17 protein-coding genes are annotated in these 18,968 nt (G+C 56.5%); 12 read left to right on the top strand and 5 right to left on the bottom strand.

Going from position 1 to position 18,968, the window contains the following annotated elements:
- Nucleotides 1-33: 33 nt before the first annotated feature.
- Complete coding sequence (fhuE, locus tag CRO87_RS01895) at nt 34-2,220, bottom strand: ferric-rhodotorulic acid/ferric-coprogen receptor FhuE (RefSeq protein WP_097161232.1); 2,187 nt, start codon at nt 2,218-2,220, stop codon at nt 34-36.
- 295 nt (nt 2,221-2,515) lie between these two features.
- Here fhuE and hinT point away from each other — a divergent pair, with 295 nt between their 5' ends.
- The 8 genes from hinT (at nt 2,516) to CRO87_RS01855 (ending at nt 8,568) form a co-directional block, all read left to right on the top strand.
- Nucleotides 2,516-2,872, top strand: a complete 357-nt coding sequence (gene hinT / locus CRO87_RS01890) for a purine nucleoside phosphoramidase (protein ID WP_097161231.1) — start codon at nt 2,516-2,518, stop codon at nt 2,870-2,872.
- A gap of 4 nt (nt 2,873-2,876) precedes the next feature.
- Nucleotides 2,877-3,251, top strand: coding sequence for a YcfL family protein (locus tag CRO87_RS01885; protein ID WP_097161230.1), 375 nt, complete (start codon nt 2,877-2,879; stop codon nt 3,249-3,251).
- A 22-nt stretch (nt 3,252-3,273) separates the two neighbouring features.
- Nucleotides 3,274-3,906: a penicillin-binding protein activator LpoB gene (gene lpoB, locus CRO87_RS01880; protein WP_176504249.1), complete on the top strand. Its 633-nt coding sequence runs from the start codon at nt 3,274-3,276 to the stop codon at nt 3,904-3,906.
- Nucleotides 3,893-4,702 (top strand): thiamine kinase, encoded by an 810-nt coding sequence (thiK, locus tag CRO87_RS01875; protein WP_097161228.1) that lies wholly within the window; start codon nt 3,893-3,895, stop codon nt 4,700-4,702. Before lpoB ends, thiK begins: the two co-directional genes overlap by 14 nt.
- Before the next feature lie 11 nt (nt 4,703-4,713).
- The gene (gene nagZ / locus CRO87_RS01870) at nt 4,714-5,739 is read left to right on the top strand and encodes a beta-N-acetylhexosaminidase (RefSeq protein WP_097161227.1); all 1,026 of its coding nucleotides are present in this window, start codon (nt 4,714-4,716) and stop codon (nt 5,737-5,739) included.
- Between the two features lie 36 nt (nt 5,740-5,775).
- The gene (gene ycfP, locus CRO87_RS01865; protein ID WP_097161226.1) at nt 5,776-6,318 is read left to right on the top strand and encodes an alpha/beta hydrolase YcfP; all 543 of its coding nucleotides are present in this window, start codon (nt 5,776-5,778) and stop codon (nt 6,316-6,318) included.
- A 236-nt stretch (nt 6,319-6,554) separates the two neighbouring features.
- Nucleotides 6,555-7,859 carry an NAD(P)/FAD-dependent oxidoreductase gene (locus CRO87_RS01860; RefSeq protein ID WP_097161225.1) on the top strand — a complete coding sequence of 435 codons (1,305 nt, stop codon included), beginning with the start codon at nt 6,555-6,557 and terminating at the stop codon, nt 7,857-7,859.
- A gap of 169 nt (nt 7,860-8,028) precedes the next feature.
- Entirely contained in the window at nt 8,029-8,568 is a 540-nt protein-coding gene (locus tag CRO87_RS01855; RefSeq protein WP_097161224.1) for a glycine zipper 2TM domain-containing protein, read from the top strand.
- A 71-nt stretch (nt 8,569-8,639) separates the two neighbouring features.
- Here the strand turns inward: CRO87_RS01855 and CRO87_RS01850 are convergent, their stop codons facing one another.
- Nucleotides 8,640-9,275 (bottom strand): TetR/AcrR family transcriptional regulator, encoded by a 636-nt coding sequence (locus CRO87_RS01850; protein WP_097161223.1) that lies wholly within the window; start codon nt 9,273-9,275, stop codon nt 8,640-8,642.
- Nucleotides 9,276-9,520: 245 nt separating this feature from the next.
- Between CRO87_RS01850 and bhsA the strand changes: the two genes are divergently transcribed.
- Nucleotides 9,521-9,778 carry a multiple stress resistance protein BhsA gene (gene bhsA, locus CRO87_RS01845; RefSeq protein ID WP_097161222.1) on the top strand — a complete coding sequence of 86 codons (258 nt, stop codon included), beginning with the start codon at nt 9,521-9,523 and terminating at the stop codon, nt 9,776-9,778.
- 77 nt (nt 9,779-9,855) lie between these two features.
- Here bhsA and CRO87_RS01840 read toward each other — a convergent pair whose 3' ends face one another.
- The 3 genes from CRO87_RS01840 to CRO87_RS01830 all read right to left on the bottom strand — a co-directional run bounded on the left by CRO87_RS01840 (nt 9,856) and on the right by CRO87_RS01830 (nt 15,592).
- Complete coding sequence (locus CRO87_RS01840) at nt 9,856-10,821, bottom strand: L,D-transpeptidase family protein (protein ID WP_097161221.1); 966 nt, start codon at nt 10,819-10,821, stop codon at nt 9,856-9,858.
- Nucleotides 10,822-10,966: 145 nt separating this feature from the next.
- Complete coding sequence (mfd, locus tag CRO87_RS01835) at nt 10,967-14,416, bottom strand: transcription-repair coupling factor (RefSeq protein ID WP_097161220.1); 3,450 nt, start codon at nt 14,414-14,416, stop codon at nt 10,967-10,969.
- 111 nt (nt 14,417-14,527) lie between these two features.
- Nucleotides 14,528-15,592, bottom strand: coding sequence for an acyltransferase family protein (locus CRO87_RS01830; RefSeq protein WP_097161219.1), 1,065 nt, complete (start codon nt 15,590-15,592; stop codon nt 14,528-14,530).
- A 192-nt stretch (nt 15,593-15,784) separates the two neighbouring features.
- Here CRO87_RS01830 and lolC point away from each other — a divergent pair, with 192 nt between their 5' ends.
- The 3 genes from lolC to lolE are packed head-to-tail and all read left to right on the top strand — an operon-like array spanning nt 15,785 to nt 18,923.
- Nucleotides 15,785-16,984, top strand: coding sequence for a lipoprotein-releasing ABC transporter permease subunit LolC (gene lolC / locus CRO87_RS01825; RefSeq protein WP_097161218.1), 1,200 nt, complete (start codon nt 15,785-15,787; stop codon nt 16,982-16,984).
- On the top strand, nt 16,977-17,678 hold the full coding sequence (lolD, locus tag CRO87_RS01820) for a lipoprotein-releasing ABC transporter ATP-binding protein LolD (RefSeq protein WP_097161217.1): 702 nt from the start codon (nt 16,977-16,979) through the stop codon (nt 17,676-17,678). The genes lolC and lolD overlap by 8 nt, the downstream gene beginning before the upstream one ends.
- Nucleotides 17,679-18,923 (top strand): lipoprotein-releasing ABC transporter permease subunit LolE, encoded by a 1,245-nt coding sequence (lolE, locus tag CRO87_RS01815; protein WP_097161216.1) that lies wholly within the window; start codon nt 17,679-17,681, stop codon nt 18,921-18,923. It abuts the gene before it with no gap.
- Nucleotides 18,924-18,968: the final 45 nt, after the last annotated feature.

The following is an 18,968-nucleotide window of genomic DNA, read 5'->3' as shown; positions in this document are numbered from 1 at the left end:
GCCCCGGTAAGCGAAGCGCCACCGGGGATTTCATCAGAAGTCGTAGCTGGCGGAAACCGAGAAGTTCAGCGGTGCGCCATACACAAGGTATGACCCTACGTAGTCGTAGTACTCTTTATCGAACAGGTTGTTGACGTTAGCCTGCAGGGCAAAGTTCTTCGTGACCTGATAGCGGCTGAAGAGGTTGACGAGGCCGTAGCTGCCCTGGTCGATATAGTCGCGACCGTTCGGTCCGCCGTCGACGTTGGCCCAGGTTTTGTTCTGCCAGTTCACACCGCCACCGACGGTGAGCTCAGGCACCATCGGTAGCTGGTAACGGGTGAACAATTTGAACGTGGTGCGCGGCTGATCGGAAGCGACCGCGTTGCCCTCTTTGTCTTCCGCCACGTAGCGAGTCGCGCCGAAGGTGAGCTGCCAGTTATCCGTCAGTGCACCGTTCAGTTCAAACTCAACCCCTTTGCTCACCACGCCATCGAGCGATTCATAGATCGATTCACCGCTTGGCAGATAGGTGTAGGTGTTGTTCGCCACATTGTCCTGCTCGATGCGGAACACGGCCAGTGAGGTCGTCAGGCGGGTGTTAAACCAGTCAGCCTTCACCCCGGCTTCGTAACTCTTCCCGGTGGTCGGATCGAGATAACGGCCATTGGCGTCACGCTTGTCCTGCGGCTGGAAGATGTTGGTGTAGCTGACATACGCCGACCAGTCTTCGTTAATGTCGTAAACCAGGCCCGCATACGGTGTGACGTCGTCTTTGGTGCTCTCAAGACGCGTGTCCGGGGCGCCTGCCGGGTTGTACTTAATGTTGTAGTTGGTATAACGCGCCCCGACGATCAGATGCAGAGGATCCATCAGCGAGAAGCGCGCGGAGGTGTAAGCGGAAGACTGGTTGATATCGTCTTTGCTGTAGAGCTTCCAGGCGGTCCACTGCGGATCCGCGATGTTGCTGTTCCAGTTATTGAAGCTGCCAATATCGACCATGCCGTACAGCGAATCCGGCAGTGAGTTGTCGTAATGGTTCTTCTGATGGCTGAGGCTGCCGCCGATCATCATTTCATGCTGGCGACCAAACAGGTCGAAGCCGCCGCGCAGGAAGGCATCCACCGCATCCTGCTTGCGTTCGCCGCGGTTCCATCCGCCGTAGCCTACCATACCGCTGCCGGTTTCTTTGTCCGGATAGCCGTACATGTACATCATTTTGGTATCGAAGTTGGTATCTGTGTGCATGCCGTTGACGTGGGCTTCCCAGCCGTTATCAAAGCGCTGGGTAAAGTTGGCAAAGACTTTGGTGCTGTCTTTATCGGAATAGGCCCAGTCTGGTGCGACGGTATCGCTGCGGTTGTAATGGGTTTTGCTGCCGTCCGCATACCAGGTTGGCAGGCCGCCCCAGGTTGGATCGGCGGTGTTGCTTTCCTGATATTCATAGCCAAGAGACAGCGTGGTGCTGTCGGTAATGTCTGCATCCACAACGCCGTAGAGGAATTTCTTACGATAGTGGTAGTTGTCCATCCACGAATCGTTGTCCTGATAACCCGCAATCACGCGCCCGCGCACATTGCCAGATTCCACCAGCGGCGCCTGCAAATCCAGCACATAGCGCTGCTTGTCCCAGCTGCCGTAGCTGACGGTGGCGTTGCCCTGGAATTCCCGGCTGTCGGCATGTTTGCGCACCATATTGACGTAGGCCGCCGGGTTGCCGGTGCCGCTCATCAGGCCCGTTGCGCCACGCACCACTTCAATACGGTCATAGATAGCGGTATCGGTCGCGGTATCGCCGAAGTTCCACACTTCGCTGATGGAGGTGGGCAGATCGTCATACGCGTAGTTGCTGACGAAGAAGCCGCGTGAATAAAACACCGTACGATCGCTGTCCTGCACCTGCGCCGTGACGCCGGTGGTGTTGGTCAGAACCTGGCCGATAGTCTGAAGATTCTGATCTTCCATACGCTGCTGGCTGATAACGCTGACGGACTGCGGAATATCGCGCGGCACCAATAAAAGTTTAGTGCCGGTGGTGGTGGTTTTGACGCTGTAATCCTGATCCTGTGCGTTATCGGTAACAGCATTTGCTGTTCCTTCCACGACCACGGTTTCTTCCTTGCTGGTGTCAGCGGCATAGGCGGCTGCGGGCATCAGTGCGAAAGCAATACAGGCGGCGAGTCGGGAGGGTGAGGTGGCAAGTCTTTGCTGCTTGTCTCTGGTGTCAAAAACGGAAGGCATCGATAAACCCTTAATGTTGTTGTGTTATATAAAAGCCACTGCATGAAAATGCAAATGCGAAATATACGCATTCATATTACCCCTGTAAACAAATGTAAGAGTGCATCTGAAACTTTGTTTTGAAATCCGCTGAGACGAGGAGGAAGTCGCTGTGCTCAGGCAAGCAGCAACAAATCCAGAATTGAGGAAGAAAATAGAGGGTTCGGCTTGAAAGAGAGGAAGTAAGTCGCTCATACTCTTACGTTGTCAGATAAAAACCCGGCACCGAAGGGTATTCTATAAAAAGGAACAGGCCATGGCAGAAGAGACAATTTTCAGCAAAATTATCCGTCGTGAAATTCCGGCAGATATTGTTTATCAGGATGAACTGGTCACCGCCTTTCGTGATATCTCGCCCCAGGCACCAAGCCATATTCTGATTATCCCGAATGTACTGATCCCGACGGTCAATGACGTCACGGCTGAGCATGAACTGGCCTTAGGCCGCATGATGACGGTAGCGGCAAAAATTGCAGCACAGGAAGGCATCGCAGAAGAGGGCTATCGGCTGATCATGAACTGCAATCGCCACGGCGGGCAGGAGGTTTACCACATCCATATGCACCTGCTGGGTGGTCGTCCGCTTGGGCCAATGCTGGCGCATAAAGGATAATAAAATGAAAAGTGGCCGAATTGCTGCTTTGCTGGGGGCGTTGCTGCTGGCGGGTTGCGGCTCGCACCCGGAGATCCCGGTCGGAGAACAGCAGACGCTGGTGATGGAAGCCAACGTGCTGGCGGCCGGGATCAGTGCGGAAAATCCTGAACTGACCTCCTCAGAAATTCAGGCGACAGCGTCCTCGCGGATCTATAACGAACGCTCCGCGCCGGTCAAGCTTCACTATCGTTTCTACTGGTATGACGCGCGAGGGCTGGAAATGCATCCGCTGGAAACACCGCGTACGGTGACGATCCCGGCCAGGTCTTCGGTCACACTTTACGGCAGCGCAAACAGTCTGGGTGCGCACAAAGTCCGGCTTTATCTTTATCTTTGAGGGGTAAAATGTAATGAGTAAACTGAGTCGCTATGCGTTTATCGCGGCGGTGGCCGTTTTTCTGGCAGGGTGCGTGGGGCATCGTGAACAGCCCGCACCGGTAGAAGAAGCAAAGCCCACGCCTGAACAACCGCAGACGCCGCCACCCACGACCGTACCGACGGTGCCCACTATCCCAACTCAGCCGGGCCCAATCGAAAACGGTGCCGCACAGCCTGAGCAGCCTGCTCCGCGCGTGCGTCATTACGACTGGAATGGCGCCGCACAGCCTCTGGTGGCGAAAATGCTGAAGGCCGATGGCGTGACGGCGGGCAGCGTGCTGCTGGTCGATAGCGTAAATAACCGCACCAACGGCTCACTGAACACGGCGGAAGCGACAAGTGCGCTGGCCAGTGCGCTGAAAGGCAATACGACGTTTACCCTTGTGTCGCCGCAGCAGCTGGCCGTGGCGAAGCAGCAGCTGGGCCTCTCACCACAGGATAGCCTGGGTTCCCGCAACAAAGCGATGGGCCTGGCCCGCACCGTGGGCGCGCAGTACGTGCTTTATTCCAATGCGACAGGTAACGTCAACACGCCAACGCTCTCCTCGCAGCTGATGATGGTCCAGACGGGCGAGATCGTCTGGTCAGGTAAAGGTTCGGTTGCGCAACAGTAAGCTGACTCGTGACGAATGCCTGTCACGCCATTTTCATGGGTTTCAACCTCTGACTCGCTCCGCTACGGCGGGGCTGAGCGGAGGAAGCTGCATTATCGAAGGTCAGGGGCAGCGGGTTGTTCTGCGACAGCATCACGACCCGTCCGCACCTGATTTTCACTTCCTGCGCCAGTATCGCGCGCTGCATTCCTTGCCTTCGACGCTCGCCCCAAAACCACTCGGCTATTTTTCCGGCTGGATGGCGGTGGAATATCTCGAAGGTGAGATACCCGCCACGCTTCCGGATGCCGACGCCACGGCGGCGCTGTTGTATCATTTGCATCAGCAAAAGCCTTTTGGCTGGCGAGTCTCGCTCTTGCCTTTGCTTGAACGTTACTGGCAAGGTGCCAGTCCATCCCGCCGCACGCCGCGTTGGCTACGTTTATTAAAACGGCTACGCAAACGGGGAGAACCGCAGCCCTTACGGCTGGCGCCGCTGCACATGGACGTTCACGCAGGGAATATCATTGATACGCCAGCGGGGCTCAGGCTGATTGACTGGGAATATGCCGCCGACGGTGATATCGCCCTCGAACTGGCCGCGTTGTGGGCGGATGATAAGACGACGCTCATTGCCGCTTACGCCAGGCGGGCGCATCTGAGTGAAGCCATTCTGATTCGGCAAATCAAAAAATGGCGGCCCTGGACGCAGCTGCTGATGACGACCTGGTATGAGTACCGCTGGCAGCAGACCGGCGACCAACAATTTATTACGCTTGCCGATGAAGGCTGGCGTCAGTTTACGAATAAAGGATAAGAGAGGTTTATGTGGGCCCAGTGATGTTAGATGTTGAAGGCTATGAGCTGGATGCGGAAGAGAGGGAAATTCTGGCGCACCCGCTGGTCGGTGGGCTGATTTTGTTTACCCGTAATTACCACGATCCGGCCCAGCTGCGCGAGCTGGTTCGCCAGATCCGCGCTGCTTCAAAAAATCATCTGGTTGTCGCCGTGGATCAGGAAGGCGGGCGCGTGCAGCGCTTCCGCGAAGGCTTCACTCGTCTGCCTGCCGCACAATCCTTCGCTGAACTGTTGGGTATGGAGCAGGGCGGCGAAATGGCGAAGGCCGCGGGCTGGCTGATGGCGTCTGAAATGATCGCCATGGACATCGACATCAGCTTCGCGCCAGTGCTGGACGTCGGGCATATCAGCGCGGCGATTGGCGAGCGTTCCTATCACGCCGATCCGCACAAGGCGCTGGCAATGGCGCGCCATTTTATTGACGGCATGCACGACGCAGGCATGAAAACCACCGGGAAACACTTCCCGGGCCACGGCGCGGTCACTGCCGATTCACACAAGGAAACGCCGCATGATCCGCGTGACGAAGCAGAGATTCGTGCCAAAGATATGGCCGTGTTCCAGACGCTGGTCACCGAAAATCGCCTCGACGCCATTATGCCTGCGCACGTGATTTACAACGATGTTGATCCACGTCCTGCCAGCGGCTCGCCGCACTGGCTGAAAACCGTGCTGCGCGGTGAACTGGGCTTTGACGGCGTGATTTTCTCTGACGATCTGTCCATGGAAGGCGCGGCCATTATGGGTAGCTATGCGGAGCGCGGTCAGGCCTCTCTGGACGCGGGTTGCGATATGATCCTGGTCTGCAATAATCGTAAAGGTGCGGTTAGCGTGCTGGATAACCTGTCGCCGATCAAAGCTGAGCGTGTTACAAAATTGTATCATAAAGGTTCATTTACCCGTCAGGAGCTGATGGATTCCGCTCGCTGGAAGACAGTCAGCGCGCAGCTGAATGAACTGCACGAACGCTGGCAGGCCCACAAAGCCGCTCCTTAATCTCCCGCTACGGGATTAGCAGTGTTGTGAGGACGTATGATTATTTATTTGCACGGTTTCGATTCAAACAGTCCGGGAAACCACGAGAAGGTGCTGCAGCTGCAGTTCATCGACCCGGACGTTCGCCTGATAAGCTACAGCACACGTCATCCGAAGCACGACATGCAGCATCTGCTGAAGGAAGTGGACAAAATGCTGCAGCTGAATGCGGACGACCGTCCGCTAATTTGTGGCGTCGGGCTCGGCGGCTTCTGGGCGGAGCGCATCGGTTTCCTGTGCGATATTCGTCAGGTTATCTTCAACCCGAACCTGTTCCCGAATGAGAACATGGAAGGGAAGATTGACCGTCCGGAAGAGTACAGCGATATTGCCACCAAATGCGTGAGCAACTTCCGTGAGAAGAACCGCGATCGTTGCCTGGTGGTGCTTTCCCGTCAGGATGAAGCCCTGAACAGCCAGCGCTCGGCGGATCTGCTGCATCACTATTACGAAATCATCTGGGACGAAGTGCAGACGCACAAGTTCAAAAACATCTCTCCGCATCTGCAGCGTATCAAAGCGTTTAAAACCCTCGGCTAGTCCTGCTCTGCGCCTGGTGGCAACCCGCTTCCAGGCGCGCAATCTCCCTCGCATCAGCTACACTTGCTCAACTTTTCAGCGGTAAAACTTGATTCATATCAATTTTGGTATGACCAATGCACCTCGCGTGATATTCTTGCCGTCAATGTCAGGTTTCAGGCTGGTAACTTGTTGTTAATTAAAAGCTATTTCAATAACTTTTAATTAACAATTGGTTAATAATTTAGGGGGTCACGTTGACTACGCCATTGAAAAAGATTGTGATTGTGGGTGGTGGTGCCGGCGGGCTGGAGTTGGCTACTCAACTGGGTAGAAAGCTTGGCCGTGGCAAAAAAGCGAAAATCACGCTGGTGGACCGTAACCACAGCCACCTGTGGAAACCGCTGTTGCACGAAGTGGCAACCGGGTCGCTGGACGAAGGTGTGGACGCGCTGAGCTACCTGGCACACGCCCGCAACCACCACTTCCAGTTCCAGCTGGGGTCGGTTGTGGATATCAATCGCGAAGCCAAAACGATCACTTTGGCCGAACTGCGCGATGAGAAGGGCGAACTGCTGGTGCCGGAGCGCAAGCTGCCGTACGACACGCTGGTGATGGCGCTGGGCAGTACCTCCAACGACTTCAACACGCCAGGCGTGAAGGAAAACTGCATTTTCCTCGACAACCCGCATCAGGCGCGTCGTTTCCACCAGGAAATGCTTAATCTGTTCCTGAAACACTCAAGCAATCTGGGTGCGAACGGCAAGGTCAATATTGCCATTGTCGGCGGTGGCGCGACCGGTGTTGAGCTTTCTGCTGAACTGCACAATGCGGTAAAACAGCTGCACAGCTACGGCTACAAAGGGCTGACCAACGATGCGCTGAATGTGACGCTGGTAGAAGCCGGGGAGCGTATCCTGCCTGCGCTGCCGCCGCGCATCTCCAGCGCCGCGCACAGCGAACTCACCAAAATGGGCGTGCGTGTCCTGACGCAGACGATGGTCACCAGCGCTGATGCGGGCGGTCTGCACACGAAAGACGGCGAATACATCAATGCCGATCTGATGGTGTGGGCGGCAGGTATCAAAGCCCCGGACTTTATGAAAGAGATCGGCGGCCTCGAAACCAACCGTATCAACCAGCTGGTGGTTGAGCCAACGCTTCAGACCACGCGTGATGCCGACATCTATGCTATTGGCGACTGCGCTTCCTGTGCGCGTCCTGAAGGTGGCTTTGTACCTCCGCGTGCCCAGGCTGCACATCAGATGGCAAGCCTTGCGCTCAGCAATATTCTGGCGCAAACCAAGGGCAAGCCGCTGAAATCGTACACCTACAAAGATCACGGCTCGCTGGTCTCGCTGTCGAACTACTCCACCGTGGGCAGCCTGATGGGCAACCTGATGCGTGGCTCGATGATGGTGGAAGGGCGCATCGCGCGCTTCGTGTATATCTCGCTGTACCGTATGCACCAGATCGCGCTGCACGGCTACTTTAAAACCGGGCTGATGATGCTGGTGGGCAGTATCAACCGGGTGATTCGCCCGCGCCTGAAGCTGCACTAAGTTTTGCCCGATTGCCCGGCGGCGTGAGCTTGCCGGGCAGCATGCTTCGGACTTCTCCGAATCACGCTCTCCTCCGCGTAGTCACCCCACTTTTTCATCCCTTTTCTTATATCCATCCCGGTCTTCTGGTTGCAAAATTGTTACCAACAGCAACAAAGGAGGAACTCCCGTGAATAAATCAATGTTAGCGGGTATAGGGATTGGCGTAGCTGCTGCGCTGGGTGTGGCAGCGGTGGCCAGTCTGAACGTGTTAGATCGTGGCCCGCAGTATGCACAGGTTATTTCAGCCACACCGATTAAAGAGTCTGTCAAAACGCCGCGTCAGGAGTGCCGTAATGTAGCCGTGACGCACCGTCGTCCGGTGCAGGATGAAAACCGTATCGCCGGTTCAGTATTGGGTGCGGTGGCCGGTGGTGTGATTGGTCACCAGTTCGGTGGCGGCCGTGGTAAAGACGTGGCGACGATTGCCGGTGCGCTGGGTGGCGGTTACGCAGGTAACCAGATCCAGGGCTCAATGCAGGATAACGACACGTACACCACCACGCAGCAGCGTTGTAAAACGGTGTATGACAAATCTGACAAAATGCTGGGTTACGATGTGACCTACAAAATTGGCGATCAGCAGGGGAAAATCCGTATGGATAAGGACCCGGGAAGCCAGATCCCACTCGACAGCAACGGTCAGCTGGTTTTGAATAACAAAGCGTAAAAAAGCACTGCCGTTACGTGTTAATTGGCCCCTCATTCGCTCAGGCTGAGGGGCCTTTTTTATGGCGCGGATTAGATTTTCAGCATCTGTGGCCACAGGCGAAGGGTCGTTTCGGTGATTTGCATCAGCGTTGCTAAGCTGGCACCTTCGCGGGCGCTGATTGACATGCCTTGCAGAATACAGCTCAGAAACTGCGCCAGTTCAGCAACACATTTGTCTGCGGGGATCTCACCGTTCGCCTGACGCTTGGTCAAAAATTCCTGCAGCGTTTTTTCCTGCATTGCATGGCGAGATTTAATCGTATGCGCAATCTCTTTTGAGGAAGCAGCGAGGGCGGCGGAGGTGTTAATCATAAAACAGCCCGCCGGGGTGTCTTTGCTGGTAAAGCAGGTCGCGACGGCGGTGAAATAGTCACGCAGCGCGGTTTCGACCGGTTTCTCTTCACAAAACAGCTGGGCTTCGTGCTTATCCGCAAAGCGCGAAATATATCTGTCGAGAACGGCCCGGAACAGACCTTCTTTATTTACAAACTCTGCATACAGCGTGGGGGCTTTCGCGCCCGTGGCTTCGACTAAATCCGCAAGGGACGTTGCCTCATACCCGTGCTGCCAGAAGAGCGTCATGGCCTTATCAAGCGCCACATCCCTGTCGAACACTTTTGGTCGGCCACGGCTTTTTTTTGTGCAACTTGCAACTTCAGTTGTCATGATGCCGTTGTACCTCTGTGGTTGTGTTAAGCCCCCATTATAAAAACAAACCCCAGCCATAACCAGCGTCCAGTCCAACAAAATAAAATTTTCATATCGTTATGAAAAACAAGAGATTAATAAATAATATAATAATCATTATAAAAATGATTTGACGTGTGACGCAGATCACACTATCATTTCCCTATCGATCGTTAAGTTAATCATAACGACCTGCCAATTTCATCTGCATAGGTATAAAAATTATGAAAAGCATCAAAACCCTGGCCGTTGCCGCTGTTCTGAGTTCTCTGTCATTCGCAAGCTTTGCTGCTGTAGAAGTGCAGTCCACCCCGGTTGATCAACACAAAGTGGGCGTGATTTCTGCTGATGCGGGCACCAACCTGGGCTCTCTGGAAAACCAGCTGGCGCAAAAAGCGGAAGCAATGGGTGCTAAATCTTTCCGTATTACCTCTGTTACCGGCCCGAACACTCTGCACGGGACAGCGGTAATTTATAAATAAGGCCTGCCTTATTTAGAACCCTCGGCAATGCCACTGCCATAAAAGAGCACCGCGACATAAGTCGCGGTGTTTTTTTTTTACAAATTTTGCAGCGGAGGCTCGCTGTGTCGGGTGACGTCCACCGGCATCCCCGATCGCACTTCCATCACGTGCTCCATCACCTGCGCATCCGTTTGTGGCGCATCCTTAAACGCACTCATCGTACCGTTCAGCGCAATCGGCAGCACCTGCGGATCGTCGTCAATATGCTTCGATAAAGGCTGATGCACTTCCACCAGATGCACGCCGTTTGGCTCTACGGAGGCTTTAATCGGGGTGTTGAGAATGTTCACTTTGGTCCCCGGCGTCACCTGCTTAAACAGCGTTTCGATGTCGCCGTCTCGCAGACGAATGCAGCCGGAACTTACGCGCATCCCAATGCCAAAGTCAGCGTTCGTGCCATGCAGCAAATAAACACCGCCGAAAGCGGCCAGGCGAATGGCGTGGTGGCCCATTGGGTTATCCGGCCCGGCGGGTACGACGGCGGGTAAATCAATGCCGTTAGCCTTATAGCGGGCGCGAATGTTGGCTGTTGGGGTCCAGGTTGGATTCGCGCGCTTATCGGAAACCGTGGTCACCATCGTGGGCGTCAGCGTGTCGCCGCCAAGCTGGCCGATTCCGATGGGATACACCGTCACGCTGTTGGTTCCAGGCTTGTAATAGTAGAGGCGCAGTTCGGCGAGGTTGATGACGATGCCTTCGCGCGGGGCATCCGGCAGCAGGGTTTGCAGCGGAATGGTTAACACGCTCCCCGGACGGGGCACATAAGGGTCAACGCCCGGATTGGCCTGGAGCAGCGCCAGGAAACCGACGTTATATTTTTTGGCAATAGCCTCAAGCGAGCCGCCATTGTTTTCAACGACATGAAAGCGGTTTTCGCCCACAAGACGACTGTTGGGCGGGGGAAGAGGCCAGGTATTGGCTCGGGCAGGCAGCGCCGCGATGGCGGTCAGGACGACCGCAAACAGGGCGAGCGAGCGCAGAAAACGCGATTGAATCATCATCACAGCACATCCATAACGGTGATCGAGCAGGGAAAACCCTCATTATGGCGTCAGCTCGTGTCTTAATGTTTCAGCACTTTGCAAAGAGTGTGTAAATTTCGGGCAGGGAGGAGAACCCGGCGACGAAAGCCGCCAGGGAGGGAGGTTATGCGACTGCGTTCTCTTCCAGCTGCTGCATAAAATTGCGCACCCAGTCCATGCGGGTCTTACGTTCGGCCAGATCCTGGAAGAACTTCAGGCGCGTAGGGCCGTCGAGGCGATAGTGCTGCGGCTGTTTCTGCAACAGGCCGATAAGCCACGCCGGATTGACGTGGTTTTTCTCATTGAACTCCACCACGCCGCCTTTCTCGTTGCCTTCCAGTTTGCGGATTCCAAGCTTCTGCGCCTGTTGACGCAGACGCGCGATATCCAGGAGGTTGCGGGCCGCATCCGGCAGCAGGCCGAAGCGGTCGATTAATTCCACCTTCAGCTCATCAAGGGCCGCTTCACCTTTGGCGCTGGCGATGCGCTTGTAGAATGACAGCCGCGTGTTGACGTCCGGAATGAAATCGTCCGGCAACAGGGAAGGCATCCGCAGTTCGACTTCCGTCTGCTGGCTGGTTAAATCTTCCAGCGACGGCTCGCGTCCGGCCTTCAGCGCATCCACGGCGTTTTCCAGCAGCTCCATATAGAGCGAGAAGCCTATGGTTTCCATCGAACCGCTCTGATCTTCACCGAGCAGTTCACCCGCGCCGCGAATTTCCAGATCGTGCGTTGCCAGGGCAAAGCCTGCGCCTAAATCTTCCAGCGAGGCGATGGCCTCAAGGCGTTTTTGCGCATCGGTGGTCATCGCTTTTGGATGCGGCGTCAGCAGCCAGGCGTAGGCCTGATGGTGCGAACGTCCGACGCGCCCGCGCAGCTGGTGCAGCTGCGCCAGACCGAAGTGGTCGGCCCGCTCGATAATAATGGTGTTGGCGGTCGGAATGTCGATCCCGGTTTCGATAATGGTGGTACACACCAGCACGTTGAAACGCTGGTGGTGGAAGTCGTTCATCACCCGTTCCAGCTCGCGCTCACGCATCTGTCCGTGGCCGATGGCAATACGCGCCTCCGGCACCAGCTCGGCCAGCCTGTCGGCTGCTTTTTGAATGTTTTCCACGTCGTTATAAAGGTAGTAAACCTGCCCGCCGCGCAGCACTTCACGCAGGATGGCCTCGCGAACCACTAAATTATCGTATTCGCGCACGAAGGTTTTCACCGCCAGTCGACGCGCAGGTGGAGTAGCAATAATCGACAGGTCGCGCATGCCGCTCATCGCCATGTTCAGCGTACGCGGGATTGGCGTGGCGGTCAGCGTCAGGATATCAACGTCGGCACGCATCGCTTTGATGCGCTCTTTGTGACGCACGCCGAAGCGGTGCTCTTCATCGACAATCAGCAGGCCGAGATCCTTCCACTTCACCTCGCTTTGCAGCAGCTTGTGGGTGCCAATCAGGATGTCGATTTTGCCTTCGCTGGCGGCTTCCAGAATTTGTGTCTGCTCTTTGGCGCTGCGGAAGCGGGAGAGCATTTCGATGCGCACTGGCCAGTTGGCGAAACGGTCGCGGAAGTTGTCGAAGTGCTGCTGCGCCAGCAGGGTTGTTGGCACCAGCACCGCGACCTGTTTGTTGTTTTCCACGGCGAGGAAGGCGGCACGCATGGCGACTTCCGTTTTCCCGAAGCCTACGTCGCCGCAGACCAGTCGGTCCATCGCCAGCGGCTGACACATGTCGCTCAGCACGGCGTTGATGGCCTGGGCCTGATCCGGCGTGGTTTCAAACGGGAAGCTGTCGCAGAACAGCTGGTACTGTTCGCGATCGTGCTTAAAGGCGAAGCCTGACTTCGCCGCACGTTGGGCATAAATGTCGAGCAGTTCGGCGGCCACATCGCGCACTTTCTCGGCGGCTTTCTGCCGTGCGCGAGCCCACGCGTCTCCGCCCAGTTTGTGCAGCGGTGCGTTGTCTTCGGCACCGCCCGCATAGCGGCTGATCAGGTGCAGCGACGAAACCGGCACATACAGTTTTGCGTCATTGGCATAGATCAGCATCAGGTACTCGGCGGTGATGCCGCCTGCTTCCAGCGTTGTCATGCCTGCATAGCGGCCCACGCCGTGTTCCAGGTGGACCACAGGCTGGCCTTCGTGCAGCTCCGCAAGGTTACGGATTAACGTATCCGGGTTAATGGTGCGGCGGGAGTCTTGGCGACGGCGCGCCACGCGTTCGCCCAGCAGGTCACTTTCGCAGATCAGTGCCCGGTTGCGCAGCGTGTCGATATAGCCATGTTCGGCGGAGCCAATCATCAGATAGCGGCCCGTGCCGTCGCACTCGTCGAGACGCTGGATGCGTTTTGGCGAGAGCTTAATGCGTGAGAGCAGCTCGCCCAGCGCTTCGCGGCGGCCTTCGCTTTCCACGGAGAAAACAACCGGGCCGTCGAAGGCTTCGAGGAAGCGGCGCAGGTTATCGAGCGGCGCTTTTTGCTGCGCCTGAACCGCCAGGTCCGGCAGCTTCTGATAGCCAAGATTGACGTTCGCGGCCTTATCGGCCAGTTGCTCTGTTTTGAGCTGTACACGCGGCCACTTTTTCAGCTCGCTGAACAGCTCATCAGTGCGCAGCCACAGCGCTTCCGGTGGCAGCAAAGGACGCATCGGGTCAACGCCGCGGTTTTCAAAACGGGCCTGCGTGTCGGCCTCAAAACGCTTCGCGCTGGCTTCCGGATCGCCGGTGTTGACCAGCAGCGTGTTGGCCGGGAGGTAGCTGAAAAGCGTCGAAAGCGGTTCGCTAAAGAACAGCGGCTGCCAGTATTCGATCCCGGCGGGCAGGGTGCCTTTGCTCACCTGCTGATAGATGTGCTCGGCGTCGCGTTTAACGTCGAATTTGTCGCGCCACTGGCTACGGAACAGCTCGATGGCGTTTTTGTCAGTGGGAAATTCGTGCGCGGGCAGTAAATTGATGGCGTCGACTTCTTCCAGCGTGCGCTGAGTGTCGGCATCAAACAGGCGCAGGCTGTCGATTTCATCATCAAAGAAGTCGAGACGGTAAGGGCGATCGCTACCCATCGGGAACAGATCCAGCAGCGCGCCGCGCGTGGCGTACTCGCCGTGCTCCATCACCTGATCGACGTGGCGGTACCCGGCGCTGTCGAGCTGCTCCCTGAGCGCATCACGTGACAGGCGCTGGCCTTTTTTCATCACCAGCGCGTGCCCGTGCAAATAGCTGTGCGGGCATACGCGTTGCATTAGCGTATTCACAGGCACAATCAGCACGCCGCGCTGCATGGTCGGCAGCTGGTAGAGCGTCGACAGGCGCGAGGAGATGATTTCCTGATGTGGCGAGAAGCTGTCATACGGCAGCGTTTCCCAGTCGGCAAGATTCATCACCAGTTCGTCGGTAAACTGGCTGATTTCATCCTGCAGGCGCAGGGCGTTTTGCATGTCCGGGGCGATAAGCACCACCGGGCCGCGATGACGTTCGGCGATCTGCGCCACTTCCGTGGCGCAAGCGGCGCCGGTTAATTCTCCCAGCAGACGCTGTTCGCCCGCTTTGACGGGCAGGGCGTATCGTTGTTGTGCTTCAGGCATAGATAATGTCGGGGTCCCGTAAAGGTTTACCCCTGATTATGGGGGCAAACCGCCGCTCTTCAATGAAGATTATTATCCTCTATCGACCGACATTAGCAAATGAGCCCTGAATTAGCTTCGATTCAGCGCAACCTTCGGGGGCGAAAAGAGAATATCGCCCGTCAGGTGCTGAGAAAGACGACGGGCCAGCAGGCCCGTGACGATACACAGCAGCAGGCTGAAGAACGGATAAAACAGCAGGATGCCCAGTTCGACTGACGACGAACGGGCCTGACTACCGAGCCAGCCAATCAACAGCAGGCTGAAGATCTCCACCAGAATGCGATGGGTGGTGTAAATGGCGATGGTATTGGAACCCACAACGTTCAGTAACGAGCGTTCCGACGGCGGGAAGCGACGCCCGACCGCGTAGAACAGTTTCATGATGATGAAAATCGACAACAGAGAAAGCAGCAGCGGCGTGCGCATAAACCACAGGGCAACGGCGATAAACGCAAACAGCCCCAGCGGGAGCCAGCGGCTACGAATATCAAACGTTTTCATCCACGCCATCAGCGGCATGCCAAACCAGGCACCCAACGCATAATAAATGACGTTACGCAGCACGCTGTTCATGCCCCACCACGGCGTCGGCAGGAAATTGATGGCGACGCTAAGCATGGCAAGCGCGGCGAGCATCGGTATTTTCACGCGAGAAGTCAGCTTGCAGAGCACAAAGTAGGCAATCAGCGCGTAGAGATACCACAGGCTGGTGCTGGCCGTGAGCATTGCCTGCACAAATTCGCCGAAGCTGCCTGCATAGGCGGCGTTAGCGCTGCTGCTGATATCCCTCTCCGGGGCGAGCCAGTGTGAAATATGACTCAGCGCTTGCCATTGTAATACGCCCCACAGGGCCAACACCCACAGAATGTTGCCGACGCGTTTGCCGAGGCTGTCACGCCAGGACACCCCGTCGATATAGCGCTGGATAAGAAAACCGGAGATAAAAAAGAACACCGGCATTCTGAATGGCGCAAGGTACAGATTGAAGTAGACCCAGCACTTCGCCAGCGTCGGCGACCACGGATGCTGGAAGGCGTGAAGCTGCGGGTAGAAGGTGATAACCGAGTGGTAAAAGACCACAAGGCAGATGCATAGCCCCTTGATTTGATTGAGCCAGAGTGCTTTTTCTTTCATAACGGTCCACGTTCAGAATGCCATAAACAGGGGTCCATCCTAAGACCTTCCTCGCAGGTGTAACGGGTAACATTCTGTATTTCATTCATTTTCAGATAAAGGTCAGGCTGAACGGATCCGCGTTCTGCCGTTTACGCTCCACGCTTTCGCTTATATACTCGTGCCACTGCCAACAGCAACCAGACGGATTACATGTACCAACCTGTCGCACTATTTATTGGCCTGCGTTATATGCGTGGGCGCGCAGCGGACCGCTTCGGTCGCTTTGTCTCCTGGCTGTCGACTATCGGCATTACGCTTGGCGTTATGGCGCTGGTGACCGTGCTTTCGGTCATGAATGGGTTTGAACGCGAGCTGCAAAACAACATTCTTGGGCTGATGCCGCAGGCGGTGCTCAGCGCACAGCAAGGGTCGCTCGATCCGCAAAAAATACCTGAAGCTGAGGCGAAATTGCAGGGCGTGACCCGCGTTGCGCCGCTCACTACCGGCGATGTGGTGATTCAAAGCCCGCGCAGCGTGGCGGTCGGCGTGATGCTCGGCATCGACCCGGCACAGAACGATCCGCTGACGCCGTACCTCGTTAACGTCAAACAAACCGCGCTGCAAACCGGGCAGTACAACGTCATCCTCGGCGAACAGCTTGCCGGGCAGTTGGGTGTGAAGCGCGGTGATCAAATCCGCATCATGGTGCCGTCGGCAAGCCAGTTCACGCCGATGGGCCGCGTGCCAAGCCAGCGCCTGTTTAACGTGATTGGCACTTTCGCCGCCAACAGCGAAGTGGACGGTTACCAGATGCTGGTCAACATTCAGGACGCCTCACGTCTGATGCGCTACCCGCTCGGCAATATCACCGGCTGGCGCTTGTGGTTAGACAAGCCGCTGGAAGTGGACACCCTGAGCGCACAAAAATTACCGGAAGGCACTAAATGGCAGGACTGGCGCGAGCGTAAAGGCGAGCTGTTCCAGGCCGTGCGCATGGAAAAAAATATGATGGGGCTGCTGCTGAGCCTGATCGTTGCCGTTGCCGCCTTTAACATCATTACCTCTCTCGGCCTGATGGTGATGGAGAAGCAGGGCGAAGTCGCCATTCTGCAAACCCAGGGGCTGACGCCGCGTCAGATCATGGCGGTGTTTATGGTGCAAGGCGCCAGCGCTGGCGTGATTGGCGCGCTGCTCGGCGCGCTGCTCGGTCTGTTGCTGGCAAGCCAGCTCAATAATTTGATGCCGATTATTGGCGCGTTCGTTGACGGCGGTGCGCTGCCGGTGGCTATCGAACCCGTTCAGGTGATCGTCATCGCGCTGGTGGCCATGCTGCTGGCGCTGCTTTCTACGCTGTATCCTTCCTGGCGCGCTGCCGCCACCCAACCCGCTGAGGCTTTACGTTATGAATAAGATCCTGTTGCAATGCGACAACCTGTGCAAACGCTATCAGGAAGGCACCGTGCAGACTGATGTCCTGCACAACGTCAGCTTCAGCATCGGGGAAGGGGAGATGATGGCGATTGTCGGCAGCTCCGGCTCCGGTAAAAGTACGCTGCTGCATCTGCTCGGCGGGCTGGATACGCCAACCTCGGGCGACGTGATTTTCAGCGGTCAGCCGCTGTCGAAAATGTCGCTGGCGGCAAAGGCCGACCTGCGCAACCGCGAGCTGGGCTTTATCTATCAGTTCCACCATCTGCTGCCGGATTTCACCGCCGAAGAAAACGTGGCAATGCCGCTGCTTATTGGTAAAAAGAAACCCGCTGAAATTCAGGAACGCGCCCGCGCGATGCTGGCGGCCGTAGGGCTCGATCATCGCCGTAAACACCGCCCGTCTGAACTCTCCGGCGGTGAACGTCAGCGTGTGGCCATCGCTCGTGCGCTGGTCAATAACCCGCGCCTGGTGATGGCAGATGAACCCACGGGTAACCTTGATGCCCGCAACGCCGACAGCATCTTCCAGCTGCTCGGTGAGCTGAATAAACAACAGGGCACCGCGTTCCTGGTGGTCACCCATGATTTGCAGCTGGCGAAGCGCATGAGTCGTCAGCTGGAAATGCGCGATGGGCACCTGAACGCAGAACTGACCCTGATGGGAGCGCAGTAAATGGCGTCTCCGTTATCCCTGCTTATCGGCCTGCGATTTAGCCGTGGGCGTCGTCGTGGCGGCATGGTGTCGCTGATTTCTGTGATTTCCACCGTTGGCATTGCGCTTGGCGTGGCGGTTCTGATCGTTGGCCTGAGTGCAATGAACGGCTTCGAGCGTGAACTCAATAACCGCGTGCTTGCGGTGGTGCCACACGGTGAAATCGAACCCGTGAACCAGCCGTGGACCAACTGGAGCGAAGCGCTGAGCAAAGTTGAGAAGGTCAAAGGCATCGAAGCCGCGGCCCCTTACATCAACTTCACGGGGCTTATCGAAAGCGGCAGCAACATGCGTGCGATTCAGATTAAAGGCGTCGATCCGCAGCAGGAAAGCAAGCTCAGTGCACTGCCGAACTACGTGCAGAACAACGCCTGGGCGAACTTCAAAGCGGGCGACCAGCAGATTATTCTCGGCAAAGGCGTGGCCGATGCGCTGAAGGTGAAGCAGGGTGATTGGGTGTCGATCATGATCCCTAATTCCGACAAAGAGCATCAGCTGCTGCAGCCTAAACGTGTGCGCCTGCACGTGACCGGTATTCTGCAACTGAGCGGTCAGCTCGATCACAGCCTCGCGATGATCCCGATCCCGGACGCCCGGCAGTATCTCGATATGGGCAGCAGCGTGACCGGTATCGCCATCAAAGTGAACGACGTGTTCAACGCCAACAAACTGGTGCGCGACGCGGGTGAAGTGACCAACAGCTACGTCTACATCAAAAGCTGGATTGGCACCTACGGCTATATGTACCGCGACATTCAGATGATCCGCGCCATTATGTATCTGGCGATGATCCTGGTGATCGGCGTGGCCTGCTTTAACATCGTTTCCACCCTGGTGATGGCGGTGAAAGACAAAAGCAGCGATATCGCCGTATTGCGTACGCTTGGTGCCAAAGATGGCCTGATTCGCGCCATCTTCGTCTGGTATGGCCTGCTGGCCGGGCTGCTCGGCAGCGTGCTGGGCGTGGTGACTGGCGTGCTGTGTGCCCTGAATCTGACGGCCATTATCAACGGCATTGAAAAGCTTATCGGTCACCAGTTCCTCTCCGGTGACATCTATTTTATCGACTTCCTGCCGTCTGAACTGCACTGGCTGGATGTCTTTTATGTGCTGGTCACAGCACTGGTGCTGAGTCTGCTGGCGAGCTGGTATCCTGCCCGTCGCGCCAGCCGGATTGATCCAGCAAGAGTGCTGAGCGGCCAGTAATTCAGTGGAATGTGGCCTGGTTTTGTAGGTCCGGTAAGCGTCAGC

It is taken from the genome of Enterobacter sp. CC120223-11 (assembly GCF_900215375.1).
Taxonomy (GTDB): Bacteria; Pseudomonadota; Gammaproteobacteria; order Enterobacterales; family Enterobacteriaceae; genus Scandinavium.
The sequence above is the reverse complement of the archived record's forward strand: the minus strand, read 5'-3'. Positions and strand labels throughout refer to the sequence as shown.

Coding starts and splice junctions, on each gene's coding strand:
- lolD (WP_097161217.1), top strand. CDS start 16,977: ATGAATAAGATCCTGTTGCAATGCGACAACCTGTGCAAACGCTATCAG.
- ycfP (WP_097161226.1), top strand. CDS start 5,776: ATGATTATTTATTTGCACGGTTTCGATTCAAACAGTCCGGGAAACCAC.
- lolE (WP_097161216.1), top strand. CDS start 17,679: ATGGCGTCTCCGTTATCCCTGCTTATCGGCCTGCGATTTAGCCGTGGG.
- bhsA (WP_097161222.1), top strand. CDS start 9,521: ATGAAAAGCATCAAAACCCTGGCCGTTGCCGCTGTTCTGAGTTCTCTG.
- CRO87_RS01850 (WP_097161223.1), bottom strand. CDS start 9,275: ATGACAACTGAAGTTGCAAGTTGCACAAAAAAAAGCCGTGGCCGACCA.
- lolC (WP_097161218.1), top strand. CDS start 15,785: ATGTACCAACCTGTCGCACTATTTATTGGCCTGCGTTATATGCGTGGG.
- CRO87_RS01885 (WP_097161230.1), top strand. CDS start 2,877: ATGAAAAGTGGCCGAATTGCTGCTTTGCTGGGGGCGTTGCTGCTGGCG.
- mfd (WP_097161220.1), bottom strand. CDS start 14,416: ATGCCTGAAGCACAACAACGATACGCCCTGCCCGTCAAAGCGGGCGAA.
- hinT (WP_097161231.1), top strand. CDS start 2,516: ATGGCAGAAGAGACAATTTTCAGCAAAATTATCCGTCGTGAAATTCCG.
- CRO87_RS01830 (WP_097161219.1), bottom strand. CDS start 15,592: ATGAAAGAAAAAGCACTCTGGCTCAATCAAATCAAGGGGCTATGCATC.
- fhuE (WP_097161232.1), bottom strand. CDS start 2,220: ATGCCTTCCGTTTTTGACACCAGAGACAAGCAGCAAAGACTTGCCACC.
- CRO87_RS01840 (WP_097161221.1), bottom strand. CDS start 10,821: ATGATGATTCAATCGCGTTTTCTGCGCTCGCTCGCCCTGTTTGCGGTC.